The sequence below is a fragment of the Rubellimicrobium roseum genome (assembly GCF_006152145.1).
Taxonomy (GTDB): domain Bacteria; phylum Pseudomonadota; class Alphaproteobacteria; order Rhodobacterales; family Rhodobacteraceae; genus Rubellimicrobium; species Rubellimicrobium roseum.
On the sequence record NZ_VDFV01000011.1, the window covers coordinates 73,169 to 84,916 of the forward strand.

Sequence of the window (11,748 nt, forward strand, 5' to 3'; positions counted from 1 at the left end):
GGACCGGCCCCGGCAATCCCTATCTCCCTGCCGAAGCGAGACAGGGAGAGACTCATGCTCAAGAACATCCTCGGCAGCCTCGGTATCGGCGGCGCCAGCGTCGACACCGTCCTCCACGACGCCGAGGTCGAGGTGGGCGGCCTCATCACCGGCGAGGTGCGCATAAAGGGCGGCGAGGTCGCGCAGGAGATCGGCGACGTGGTGCTGGAGTTGGTGACGCGCTGCGTGGTCGAGACGCGGGGCGACGACAAGGTCTATGCCGAGATCGCGCTGGGCACCGTCCATCTCGACCCGGGCCCCATCGGACCGCGCGACAGCCGCGTCCTGCCCTTCCGCATCCCGCTGCCGCCCTCGGCGCCGCTGACCGTGGGCTCCACCTCGACGGTGCTGCGGACCCGGCTCGACATCGCCCGCGCGGTCGACGCCCGCGACAGCGACCGCGTGCGCGTCCTGCCTACCCGCGCCATGGACGCGGTGTTCCGGGGGATGGAGCGCGCGGGCTTCCGACTTGCCGAGACCGAGGTGGAATACAGCCCCCGCCGCGCGAACCCCTTCGTGCAGGAGTTCGACTTCAAGCCGATGTCCTATGGCGACTATGGCATCGAGGAGGTCGAGATCTCCTTCGCGCCCGCGCCCGGCGGCATCGAGGTGATGCTGACCGTGGACAACCGGGGCGGCATCTTCAAGCTCGGCGGCGAGCGGACGGCGCGGTTCCGCGTCACCGATGCCGAGGCCGACCGGCTCGACATGGCCGCCGAGCTGCGTCGCTCGATCAACGCGCTCCGCCGCTGACGGCCCGCGCGGAGGGCCGGGCCGCAGCCCGGTCCTCGGCCCGCATCAGCCGCGGCAGGTCCCCGGTCAGCCCCGCCGCTTCGCGGATAAAGGCGCGCCGAAGCGGCGGCAGGCGGTTCACGAGCCCGAGCCCGAGATCCCGCACCAGCCGCAGGGGCCGCGAATCGTTCGAGAAGAGCCGGTTGAACCCGTCCGTGGTCCACGCCAGCGTCGCCGTGTCGAAGCGCCGCCAGCGCGCGTAGCGGTCCAGCACCGGGGCGCTGCCGATGTCCTCGCCCCGCGCCCGCGCCTCGGCCAGCACGTCCGCGAGCGCCGCCACGTCCCGGAGCCCCGCGTTCAGCCCCTGGCCCGCGATCGGGTGCATTCCGTGCGCCGCGTCCCCGACCAGCGCGAGGCGCGGCCCCGTCAGGCTCTTGGCCAGCGTCAGGCCAAGCGGATAGGCGAAGCGCGGCCCGTCGAGCCGGATCCCGCCCAGGAAGCTGCCGAAGACCGGCCGCAGCGCCGCGAGGAACCGGTCGTCGTCCATGGCCATCAGCGCCTGCGCCCGCGCGTCCGTCTCGCTCCAGACGATGGAGGAGCGGTTGCCCGTCAGCGGCAGGATCGCGAGCGGTCCCGACGGCAGGAAGAGCTGGTGGGCCGTGCCGCGATGCGACTTCTCGTGCGCGACCGTGCAGGTCACGGCCGTCTGGCCATAGCGCCAGCCCATCCGCCCGATGCCCGCGCGCCGCGCGGTCCCGCTCTCGCGGCCGTCCGCGCCGATCAGGAGCCGTCCCTCGATCCGCCGCCCGTCGGCCAGCGTCGCGACGACCGACGTGGGCCCCACCTCCTGCGTCACCACCGCGGCGCCGGCCAGGATCGTCACGCCCGGCGTCTCGTCGAGGCTGGCGTCCAGCGCCGCGCGCAGGTGCCGGTCCTCGACCATGTGGCCCATGGGGCCTTCCTCGATCTCGGCATGGTCGAAGGCCAGGCTGAGCGGCGAGGGTGCCTCGCCCGGCCGCCCGTCCGCGACCTTGATGGCGAGCATGGGCTGGGCCTGGTTCGCCACCCGCGCCCAGACGCCGAGATTGGCGAGAAGCCGGCGCGAGGCCAGCGCCAGCGCGTAGGATCGTCCGTCGTAGGGCTGGTCGCCCGTCGCGCGGGGCCGGGCGTCCACCAGGGTGACGGACAGGCCTTCGCGCGCCAGGGCCAGGGCCAGGGCCGGGCCGGCGAGGCCCCCGCCCACGATCACGGTATCGGATATCGCATCGGTCATGGCCGACTAGATGGAGCGCGCAGGCGCCATTGTCCATGCGGGGCGGCCTGCGCTAGCTCTGTAGCGGGCAGGGCAGGGGGGCGGAATGGACTGGGCCACGACCACGGCGGCGGAACTGGGCCGCGCCATCGACGCGGGTCGGGCGGACCCGCTGGAGGTGACGGAGGCGCTTCTCGCCGCCATCGAGGCCCACGAGCTGGGCCCCCGCATCTACGCCCGCACGACCCCCGAACGCGCCCGCGTCGAGGCCCGCGCCGCCCGCGACCGCGCCAGGTCCGGCCTCCGCCGCGGCCTGCTGGACGGCGTGCCCCTGTCGTGGAAGGACCTCTTCGACAGCGCCGGGACCCGCACCGAGGCCGGGACCTCGCTCCTCGCCGGACGCATCCCCGACCGCGACGCCGCCGTGCTGGAGACGGCCATGCTCGCCGGCACCGTCTGCCTGGGCAAGACCCACATGACCGAGTTCGCCTTCTCGGGCCTGGGCCTCAACCCCGCGACGGCCACGCCGCCCAACCGGCACGATCCCGCTCGGCTCGCGGGGGGCTCCTCCTCCGGCGCCGCCGCGTCGCTGGCCTACGGGCTCGCGGCCGGCGCCATCGGCTCGGACACCGGCGGCTCGATCCGCCTGCCCGCCGCCTGGAACGACCTCGTGGGCTTCAAGCCGACGCACGGCGCGCTGCCGCTGGACGGCGTGGTGCCGCTCTGCCCGTCCTTCGACACCGCGGGCCCGCTCGCCCGCAGCGTCGAGGACGCGGCGCTCCTGTGGGAGGCGCTGGGCGGTCCTCGCGTCGACCTCGCGGGGGCTAGCCTCGGAGGCGTCCGGCTCGCCGTCCTGCGCACCGTCGTGGGCGACGGACTGGAGGAGGCCCCCGCCCGCGCGCTTGCCGCGGCCTGCGACGCGCTCGCCCGCGCGGGGGCTAGGGTCGAGGAATTGGACCTTCCGGACCTTCCCCGCGCCTATGAGTTGGGTGGTCCCCTCTACGCGGCCGAGGCCTGGGCCTCGTGGCGCGAGGTGATCGCCCCCGCGCCCGAGCGGGTCTTCCCGCCCGTCCTCGCCCGCGTCCACATGGGTCGCGACGTCCTGGCCGCCGACTATCTCGCGGCGATGGAGGAACTGCGCCGCATCCGCGCCCGCGCGCAGGCCACCGTGGCGGGCTTCGACGCGGTCCTCTGCGCCACCGCGCCGATCCTGCCGCCTCTCGCCGCCGCGATGGAGGCGGACCACGAGGCCTTCCGCACCACGAACCTCCTGGCCCTGCGCAACACGCGGATGGCGAATCTCCTGGAGCTCTGCTCGCTGTCGATTCCCGCCGGCCTGCCCTCCTGCGGGCTCCTGCTCAGCGCCCGTCCGGGCCGGGACGGACAGTTGTTAAGATTGGGGCAGGCCATGTTAAGGATCATGGCCTAGATGCCACAGACCCCCCCGGCCGCCCTCCCGATTCGTCCTTGGATTTCTGGACAGCGTGGCGAAGGGGACGATACTCTTGTCCCGAGCCGGGGCAGCAACGACCTCGGAACATGAGGCGGTAATGGCGGCTCCTGCGCGGTTCTCGGACCTTCCGGACTATGCGTTTCCGCGCCTGCGGAAGCTTCTCGACGGGCACGCGCCCGGGGGCGAGCCCATCGCCATGTCCATCGGAGAGCCGACCCATCCCATGCCCCCCTTCGTGGGAGAGGTGATCGCGGCGAACCTTCAGGGCTTCGCCTCCTATCCGCCGAACGAGGGCACGCCCGAGCTTCTCGCCGCCATCTCCGGCTGGCTCGGCCGGCGCTACGACGTCGAGGTCGCGCCCGACCGGCTCCTCGCGCTCAACGGCACGCGCGAAGGGCTCTACAACGTCGCCATGGCGCTCTGCCCCGAGACCAAGAACGGCCAGAGGCCAGTCGTGCTGGTCCCGAACCCCTTCTACCAGGTCTACATGGTCGCCGCGCTGTCGGTCGGGGCCGAGCCCGTCTTCGTCCCCGCGACCGACGCGACCGGGCACCTGCCCGACTACGCGTCCTTGCCGCCCGAGGTGCTGGACCGCACGGCGATGGCCTATGTCTGCTCGCCCGCCAACCCGCAGGGCGCGGTGGCCGACCGGGCCTACTGGACGACGCTCCTGCAACTGGCCAAGAGGCATGACTTCGTCGTCCTCGCCGACGAATGCTATTCCGAGGTCTACCGCGACGCGCCCCCCGACGGGGCGCTGGCCGCCGCGCAGGCGCTGGGCGCCGACCCCGAGCGGCTCGTGGTCTTCCACTCCCTCTCCAAGCGGTCCAACCTCGCGGGGCTCCGCTCCGGCTTCGCCGCAGGGGGGGCAGGGGCCATCGCCCGGATGCGCCAGCTTCGCAACTACGCGGGCGCCCCCCTGCCGCTGCCCCTCCAGCGCGTGGCCGAGCGTGCCTGGGCCGACGAGGGCCACGTCGCCGCCTCCCGCGCGCTCTACCAGGAGAAGTACCGCCTCGCGGACGAGATCCTGGGCGACGTGCCGGGCTACCGGCCGCCTCAGGCGGGCTTCTTCCTCTGGTTGCCCGTCGAGGACGGCGAAGCCGCAACGCTCCGCCTCTGGCGCGAGGCGGGCCTCCGCGTCCTGCCCGGCGCCTATCTCGCCAAGGATGCGGGACAGGGGAACCCGGGGCAGGGCTATATCCGCGTGGCGCTCGTGGCGGGCGCATCCGACGTGCGGCGGGGCCTCGGGCTCCTCCGCGATGTGCTGTACCGATAAGGAGGCGTTCCATGGCCTATCAGACCCGCGACCGCGCCCCCCTCCTCGACAGCGACACCCAGGCCGCCCTGGAGAAGCGCGGCAAGGAGCTCCTGGGCTTCACGCTCCTCGCCCTGGGGCTGCTCGCGGCGGTGATGCTCGGCACCTACTCGCCCGAGGACCCGAACTGGCTCCTGGCCTCGGACGCGCCGACGGGAAACTGGCTCGGCCGCTTCGGCGCCTCGGTCGCGCATCCCCTGATGATGATCGTGGGCCGCGCCTCCTGGGCGATCCCCCTCGTGCTGCTCGCCTGGGGCCTGCGCCACGCCATCCATCGGTCCGAGGAGCGCGCGCGCGCCGTCTTCGCTCCCATCCTCGTGGCCGCGCTGGCCGCCGCCTTCGCCGCGCTGCCGCCGGGCGAGGGCTGGAGCCAGAGCTACGGCGCGGGCGGCCTCTTCGGCGACACGGCGCTGGGCTTCGTGCTCACGGTGCTGCCGCTGGGCACCATCCTCGTCTCCCTCCTCGTCTGGGCGGGCACGCTGGCGCTCGGCTTCTACGTCCTGGGCGTGACGCGGGCCGAGATCCGCACCGCCCGCGCCCGCACGGGCCTCGCGCTGGTCCTGGCCTATGCCTGGGCGCTGCGGAACGGCGGCCGGGCGCTCCTCGTGGCGCTCGATGTCTACGAGCATGTCCACGCCCGCACCCGCGCCTTCCTGGCCGAGCGTGCGGCCCACGCGGCCGAGCGCGCCCGCGAGGCCGCGGCCCGGCCGCCCCGCGCCCTGCCCGCGCCTACGGAGCCGGGCATGCCCGCCGTGGACCCGGTGCCGCTCCGCACGACCATCCGTCGCGCGCCCGATCCCTCGCGCAGCCATGTCATGCCGCCGCCGCCCTTCGCCAAGGTCCCCCCGGCGCCCGAGCCGCAGGACGACCTCGACCTGCTGGACGACGACGCCTTCTGGCAGGACACCGCCCCGGCGCTGCCCCCGATCCCGCCCGCGCCCTCCTTCCTGGCGGCCTCGGCGCCCGACCACGCCCCCGAATCGGGCCCGCGCGGGGCGGGCTTCCTGTCGGGTCTCCTGCGCCGGACCCGGCCCGAGCCCGAGCCCGAGCCCGAAGCCGTGGCTGTCCACGATCTGCCCGAGGACCCGGAAACCGACGAACGTATCCGCGCCCGCATCGGCGACGCGATCCGCGCCCGCAAGCAGCCACCGCCGGTTACGCGACCCGTCGAGGCGTTCGAGCCGGAGCCCGTCGAGGCCGACCCGTTCGAGGCCGACCCGTTCGAGGCCGATGCCTTCGACCCGCTGCTCCCCGAGCCGGCGCAGGCGCCGCGCCGTCCCGCGCCGGCAATCGAGCCGGCCATGCCCCGTCGCGTCGAGGCGCCCCCGGCGCCCGCGTCCCGCGCGCCCGAACCCCGGCAGCCCGAGCCTGTCGAGGCGCTCGCCCTCGACGACGAGGACGAGCCCTTCGATGCCGAGATCCCGGTCGATCCCGCCCCGATGCCCGAGCCGCCGCGCCCCGCGCCCCGTGCGGTCGCGCCTGCGGCTCCCGCCGCCGCGCCCCGGCCCGCGCCCAAGCCGGTCGCGCCCCGGATGCCGGCCGTGATCGACTACGTGCCGCCGCCGCTCGATCTCCTGACCGATCCCGCGGACGTGCAGCGCCATCACCTGCCCGACGCCCAGCTCGCCGACAACGCCCGCTCGCTCGAGCAGGTGCTCGACGACTTCGGCGTGAAGGGCGAGATCGTCTCGGTCCGCCCCGGCCCCGTCGTCACCATGTACGAGCTGGAGCCTGCCCCGGGCCTCAAGGCCAGCCGCGTCATCGGCCTGGCCGACGACATCGCCCGCAACATGTCGGCCCTCTCGGCCCGCGTCTCGACCGTTCCCGGCCGCAACGTCATCGGCATCGAGCTGCCCAACGACAAGCGCGAGAAGGTCGTCCTGCGCGAGATCCTGGCCGCCCGCGCCTTCGACGACGCCCAGATCCGCCTGCCTCTCGCGCTGGGCAAGGACATCGGGGGCGAGCCCGTGGTCGCCAACCTCGCCAAGATGCCCCACCTGCTGATCGCGGGGACCACCGGCTCGGGCAAGTCGGTGGCCATCAACACCATGATCCTGTCGCTCCTCTACCGGCTCACGCCCGAGGAATGCCGGCTCATAATGATCGACCCCAAGATGCTGGAGCTGTCGGTCTACGACGGCATCCCGCACCTGCTCTCCCCCGTGGTCACCGATCCCAAGAAGGCGGTCGTCGCCCTCAAGTGGGTCGTGGGCGAGATGGAGGAGCGCTACCGCAAGATGTCCAAGATGGGCGTCCGCAACATCGAGGGCTACAACGGCCGCGTCCGCGACGCGCTCGAACGCGGCGAGATGTTCTCGCGCACCGTCCAGACCGGCTTCGACGACGAGACGGGCGATCCCATCTTCGAGACCGAGGAGATCCAGCCCGAGATCCTGCCCTTCATCGTCGTCATCGTGGACGAGATGGCCGACCTGATGATGGTCGCCGGCAAGGAGATCGAGGCCTGCATCCAGCGCCTCGCCCAGATGGCGCGGGCCTCGGGCATCCACCTCATCATGGCGACACAGCGCCCTTCGGTGGACGTCATCACCGGCACGATCAAGGCCAACTTTCCGACCCGGATCTCCTTCCAGGTCACCTCCAAGATCGACTCGCGCACCATCCTCGGGGAGCAAGGGGCCGAGCAGCTCCTGGGCCAGGGCGACATGCTCTATATGGCGGGCGGCGGGCGGATCACCCGCATTCACGGTCCCTTCTGCTCGGATGAGGAGGTCGAGGAGATCGTGACCTACCTCAAGGGCTTCGGCCCGCCCGACTACGTGGGCGCCGTGCTGGAGGAACCCCCGGAAGAGACCGAGAGCCCCACCGCCACCCCCACGGGCAACGAGACCGAGGACGCGCTCTACGACATGGCCGTGCAGATCGTGGCGCGCGACCGCAAGTGCTCCACCAGCTACATCCAGCGCAAGCTCGCCATCGGCTACAACAAGGCCGCGCGCCTCGTGGAGCAGATGGAGGAGCAGGGCGTCGTCACGCCCGCCAACCATGTCGGCAAGCGCGAGATCCTGGTCCCCGAGCCGCATTGACCGGCCGGCCCCCCCTCCCCTGCCGGGGTGGGGGGCCTTAACGGCCCACTTCGGACGGCCGCAGGTTCGCGCCGATGAACCAAGCGTCCTTGTCGACCTGCCGGCTCACCTCGGTGAGGATGTCGGCCGTGTCCTCGTCGCCCGCCTCGCCCGCCTCGTCGATGGCCTCGCGCAGGTTCGCGCCCACCGCCACGAATCGGTCCCGCAGCGCCTCGAGGTGCTGCTCGATGGCGACGATGTCGGTGGGGTAGGGCTCCACCCGGCTCGCCCGGGCCGCCGCCTCGACGGTCCCCCGCGCGAGGCCACCCAGGATCACCGCGCGCTCGGCCATCAGGTCGGCGCTCTCGCGCAACCGGTCGGCCACCTTGTCGAGCAGTTCGTGGACGCCGATGAAGCCCGGCCCCTTCAGGTTCCAGTGCGCCTCCTTGACCGACAGCGTGAGCGCGATGGCGTCCGCGAGGTTGGCGTTCAGCAGGTCCGCCATGCGGGTGCGGGTCTGGGCGTCGAGGCCTCCGGCAAAGGATTCGGGCATGTCGCTCTCCATTCTGGCGCGGGGGCACGGGGCACGGCCCCCGTTCGCGCCGGCACAAGCCGGACGAGCCGTGCCCGGTTCCGCCTCCCGCTATTCCCTGCGTGACCGGCCGTTATCGCCTGACGGCGGGCTCCGGGGCCAAAGGGTGCTATATTCCACCCCGGCATCAAATCTCGAAGGACCCGACCATGCCCCTCCGCCACCTCCTCGCCGCCGCTGCGATCGTCGTGGCCGCCCCGGTGAGCGCCCAGCAACTCTCGCTGGGCGAGATCTCCGGCTACCTGAACGCGCTGCAGACGGCGACCGCGGGCTTCACCCAAGTCAACGTCGACGGCAGCATCTCGACGGGCACGCTCTACCTCAAGCGCCCCGGCCGCATCCGGTTCGAGTACGCCGACGCCTCGGCGCTGTTCCTGGCCGGGGGCGGGCAGGTCGCCGTCTTCGACGCCGCCTCGACCGAAGGGCCGCAGCGCTTCCCGCTCAGCGAGACGCCACTCTCGATCATCCTGGCCGACAACGTGGATCTGGGCCGCGCCGGCATGGTCACGGGCCACACGTCGGACGGCACCACGACCACCGTGACGGCGCAGGACCCGCAGCACCCCGACTACGGCTCGATCCAGCTCGTCTTCACCGCGAGCCCCATAGAGCTGCGCCAATGGGTCGTCACCGACGGCAGCGGCAACCAGACCACCGTGGTCCTGAACGATCTCCAGCCCGGGGTGCGCATCGGCGACCGCGCCTTCAACATCCAGGCCGCCATGAGCGACTGGGGCGGCTGATCCCGGTCAGGCCCGCCGGCAGGAATGAAGCTGGGCGTCGTACATCGCCGCCCGGCTCTCCAGGTCCGCCGCCACCCGCATGAGCCAGGCCTTCTCGCGATAGCTCTGCCGGGCGTAGCCGCCGCGCCCCTCGTGATAGGCGAGGTACTGGTTCTCGGTGTCATGCAGCGGGATGCCCAGCTCGGCCGTGGTCTGGGCCATGTACCAGCCCATGAAGTCGGTGGCGTCGAAGATGTCGTCGCGCCGGCCGCGCCCCTGTGCCCTTTGGTACTCGTCCCAGGTGCCGTCGAGAGCCTGGCTGTAGCCGTAGGCCGAGCTCTGCCGCCCGACGGGAATCACCCCTAGCGCGTACTGGTGCGGCGGCCGCGCGTTCCCCACGAACTTCGATTCCTGGTAGAGGATCGCCATCTGCACGGCGACGGGCACGCCCCAGCGCCGTTCGGTGGCGCGGAACGCGCGGGAATAGCTCGGCCGCTGCGCCAGGATGCTGCAGGCGTTGTCGAGCTCCCGGGGGGCGGAATACTCCCGCTGGCCGCCGCAGGCCGCCACAAGGAGGACGAGCGCCAAGGCGCGCAGTTGCTTGCTCATGCTCGATGTCCCTCAGACTCGGGCGCCGGGTTGGTCCCGGCGGTTCTTGGGGCCGAGTGTAGCAGCCTCGTGGCCCGCGGCAAACCGTCTTGCTGCGCCCGACCTTGTGAGCGGGCCACTGTTGGGAAGAAGTGGACGGACTGTTTCTGGCATAACTGCGGCGGAATTGTGGACTTTACGTCCAGATCGGCGCCTAATCACATCGAAAGGGGACGGCCTCATGCAGACCACATGCGCCAAATACTCTCTGGGCCAGGTGCTGCGGCACCGCACCCATCCGTTCCGCGGCGTGGTCTTCGACGTCGATGCCAGCTTCTCGCGGACCGAGGACTGGTATCTCGCCATCCCCGAGGACAGCCGTCCCCGGCGCGACCAGCCCTTCTACCATCTCTTGGCGGAAAACGCCGAGGGCGCCTCCATCGCCTACGTGTCCGAGCAGAACCTCGTCCCCGACACGTCGGGCCAGCCCGTGGACCATCCCGACCTGACCGACCTCTTCGGTCCCTACGAGGACGGGCATTACCCGCTCCACGTCCAGCTCAACTGAGGCAGCCGGTTCCGCCGGCGCCGGGAGGGGTGGGGGCCTGGTCCCCCGGCGCCGACGGTCCGTGCCTTGATTCCTGCCTGATCCCTCCAGGAGGCCGTATCGGGGCTGCAATCCGGCGGCACGGCGGCGTTGCGTGGCCAGAGCATTGCGCAGCCGGAAACGATGCTGGACAAGCCTGCCGCGAGCGGGCCTGATCCCGCGACGAGCCCGGAGATCGCCCCATGCGCGCCGACTACCCCGACCTCCGCCGCCGGATCGCGGCCCTCACCGAAGGCGAGGACGACGCCGTGGCCCTGATGGCCACCGTCGCCTGCGAGATCCACCACGCCGACGACCGCTTCGACTGGACGGGCTTCTACCGCGTGGTCGCGCCAGACCTCCTGAAGATCGGTCCCTACCAGGGCGGGCACGGCTGCCTCGTGATCCCCTTCGCGCGCGGCGTCTGCGGCGCGGCGGCGCGGACGGGCGAGGTGCAACTCGTCCCCGACGTCGAGGCGTTCCCCGGCCACATCGCCTGCTCCTCCTCGACCCGGAGCGAGATCGTCCTGCCGGTCCGCGATGCCGCCGGTGACCTGATCGCCGTCTTCGACATCGATAGCGACGAGCCGGCGGCCTTCGACGAGCAGGACGCGCGGGAACTGGCTGCGATCCTGTCCGACACCTTCGGGCGCCTGGCGTGAGGGGCTCCTGCCACTGCGGCGCCGTCCGCTTCGAGACGCGGGGCCCGCCTCGCCGGACCTCGATCTGCCACTGCTCGCAATGCCGCCGGCAGTCGGGGGGCACCTGGGCCTCGGCCGACCTCGCGCGCGGCGACGTGACGATCACCGGCGAGGTCCGCTGGTACCACGCGACCGACCGGGCCCAGCGCGGCTTCTGCCCGACCTGCGGCGCCTTTCTGTTCTGGGAGGATGAGGCGTCGGACGAGATCGGCGTGGCGCTGGGCGCCGTCGACGGCCCCACGGAGCTTGTCGTGCTGCGCCATCTCTACGTGCCCGATCCGGCGGCCCAGCCCGGCGGCCCGCTCCGGGACGCCTGTCTCTGCGGCGCGGTAACGGTCACCTTGGACGCCGACCCCGGCGCGATCACCGCCTGCCATTGCGTGCAGTGCCGAAAGACCTCGGGCCATGTCCCCCACAGCCTGGACGACCCCGACCGCCTCTCGCGGATCGAGGGCGAGGTCGCGACCTTCCAAAGCCCCGGCGGCGCGCTCCGCAGCTTCTGCCCGACCTGCGGCACCAAGATCGCCTTCGACGGCCCCACGGGCCTCCTGTCGCTCGAGGCGGGCCTTTTCGACGCGCTGGCCGGCCGCGCGCCCGATCTCCACATCTTCACGGCCTTCAAGGGCGACTACTACGACATCCCCCCGAACGTTCCGGCCGCCCCGGAGGCCGGCCCGGACTGAGGGCCCTTCCCTTGGTCCCCGATATCCCGGGAGAGAGCCGCAGGCGCGGGAGCCGGGCC

The 11,748-nt window shown here is 72.4% G+C and carries 11 protein-coding genes; 8 read left to right on the top strand and 3 right to left on the bottom strand.

The window, feature by feature from the left end:
• The first annotated feature begins 54 nt into the window (after positions 1–54).
• Positions 55–792 (top strand): sporulation protein, encoded by a 738-nt coding sequence (locus FHG71_RS10330; protein ID WP_139081572.1) that lies wholly within the window; start codon positions 55–57, stop codon positions 790–792.
• Here FHG71_RS10330 and FHG71_RS10335 read toward each other — a convergent pair.
• On the bottom strand, positions 773–2,044 hold the full coding sequence (locus FHG71_RS10335; RefSeq protein ID WP_139081574.1) for an FAD-dependent monooxygenase: 1,272 nt from the start codon (positions 2,042–2,044) through the stop codon (positions 773–775). The genes FHG71_RS10330 and FHG71_RS10335 overlap by 20 nt on opposite strands.
• 85 nt (positions 2,045–2,129) lie before the next feature.
• Here FHG71_RS10335 and FHG71_RS10340 point away from each other — a divergent pair, with 85 nt between their 5' ends.
• The 3 genes from FHG71_RS10340 (at position 2,130) to FHG71_RS10350 (ending at position 7,838) form a co-directional block, all read left to right on the top strand.
• Positions 2,130–3,452 carry an amidase gene (locus tag FHG71_RS10340; RefSeq protein ID WP_139081575.1) on the top strand — a complete coding sequence of 441 codons (1,323 nt, stop codon included), beginning with the start codon at positions 2,130–2,132 and terminating at the stop codon, positions 3,450–3,452.
• Positions 3,453–3,573: 121 nt separating this feature from the next.
• The gene (locus FHG71_RS10345; protein ID WP_139081577.1) at positions 3,574–4,752 is read left to right on the top strand and encodes an aminotransferase class I/II-fold pyridoxal phosphate-dependent enzyme; all 1,179 of its coding nucleotides are present in this window, start codon (positions 3,574–3,576) and stop codon (positions 4,750–4,752) included.
• An 11-nt stretch (positions 4,753–4,763) separates the two neighbouring features.
• Entirely contained in the window at positions 4,764–7,838 is a 3,075-nt protein-coding gene (locus tag FHG71_RS10350) for a DNA translocase FtsK (protein WP_139081579.1), read from the top strand.
• Between the two features lie 37 nt (positions 7,839–7,875).
• Here FHG71_RS10350 and dps read toward each other — a convergent pair whose 3' ends face one another.
• Positions 7,876–8,370: a DNA starvation/stationary phase protection protein Dps gene (gene dps / locus FHG71_RS10355; RefSeq protein WP_139081580.1), complete on the bottom strand. Its 495-nt coding sequence runs from the start codon at positions 8,368–8,370 to the stop codon at positions 7,876–7,878.
• Between the two features lie 188 nt (positions 8,371–8,558).
• Here dps and FHG71_RS10360 point away from each other — a divergent pair, with 188 nt between their 5' ends.
• On the top strand, positions 8,559–9,152 hold the full coding sequence (locus FHG71_RS10360; RefSeq protein ID WP_139081581.1) for a LolA family protein: 594 nt from the start codon (positions 8,559–8,561) through the stop codon (positions 9,150–9,152).
• Positions 9,153–9,158: 6 nt separating this feature from the next.
• On the opposite strand, the gene FHG71_RS10365 is transcribed toward FHG71_RS10360, so the two are convergent.
• Positions 9,159–9,740, bottom strand: coding sequence for a transglycosylase SLT domain-containing protein (locus tag FHG71_RS10365; protein ID WP_139081583.1), 582 nt, complete (start codon positions 9,738–9,740; stop codon positions 9,159–9,161).
• A gap of 220 nt (positions 9,741–9,960) precedes the next feature.
• Between FHG71_RS10365 and hspQ the strand changes: the two genes are divergently transcribed.
• The 3 genes from hspQ to FHG71_RS24665 all read left to right on the top strand — a co-directional run bounded on the left by hspQ (position 9,961) and on the right by FHG71_RS24665 (position 11,689).
• Complete coding sequence (hspQ, locus tag FHG71_RS10370; protein WP_139081584.1) at positions 9,961–10,287, top strand: heat shock protein HspQ; 327 nt, start codon at positions 9,961–9,963, stop codon at positions 10,285–10,287.
• A 221-nt stretch (positions 10,288–10,508) separates the two neighbouring features.
• Complete coding sequence (locus FHG71_RS10375) at positions 10,509–10,967, top strand: GAF domain-containing protein (protein ID WP_139081586.1); 459 nt, start codon at positions 10,509–10,511, stop codon at positions 10,965–10,967.
• Complete coding sequence (locus FHG71_RS24665; RefSeq protein WP_176559369.1) at positions 10,964–11,689, top strand: GFA family protein; 726 nt, start codon at positions 10,964–10,966, stop codon at positions 11,687–11,689. Before FHG71_RS10375 ends, FHG71_RS24665 begins: the two co-directional genes overlap by 4 nt.
• Positions 11,690–11,748: the final 59 nt, after the last annotated feature.

Coding starts and splice junctions, on each gene's coding strand:
- FHG71_RS10330 (WP_139081572.1), top strand. CDS start 55: ATGCTCAAGAACATCCTCGGCAGCCTCGGTATCGGCGGCGCCAGCGTC.
- FHG71_RS10360 (WP_139081581.1), top strand. CDS start 8,559: ATGCCCCTCCGCCACCTCCTCGCCGCCGCTGCGATCGTCGTGGCCGCC.
- FHG71_RS10365 (WP_139081583.1), bottom strand. CDS start 9,740: ATGAGCAAGCAACTGCGCGCCTTGGCGCTCGTCCTCCTTGTGGCGGCC.
- FHG71_RS10375 (WP_139081586.1), top strand. CDS start 10,509: ATGCGCGCCGACTACCCCGACCTCCGCCGCCGGATCGCGGCCCTCACC.
- hspQ (WP_139081584.1), top strand. CDS start 9,961: ATGCAGACCACATGCGCCAAATACTCTCTGGGCCAGGTGCTGCGGCAC.
- dps (WP_139081580.1), bottom strand. CDS start 8,370: ATGCCCGAATCCTTTGCCGGAGGCCTCGACGCCCAGACCCGCACCCGC.
- FHG71_RS10340 (WP_139081575.1), top strand. CDS start 2,130: ATGGACTGGGCCACGACCACGGCGGCGGAACTGGGCCGCGCCATCGAC.
- FHG71_RS10345 (WP_139081577.1), top strand. CDS start 3,574: ATGGCGGCTCCTGCGCGGTTCTCGGACCTTCCGGACTATGCGTTTCCG.
- FHG71_RS10350 (WP_139081579.1), top strand. CDS start 4,764: ATGGCCTATCAGACCCGCGACCGCGCCCCCCTCCTCGACAGCGACACC.
- FHG71_RS10335 (WP_139081574.1), bottom strand. CDS start 2,044: ATGACCGATGCGATATCCGATACCGTGATCGTGGGCGGGGGCCTCGCC.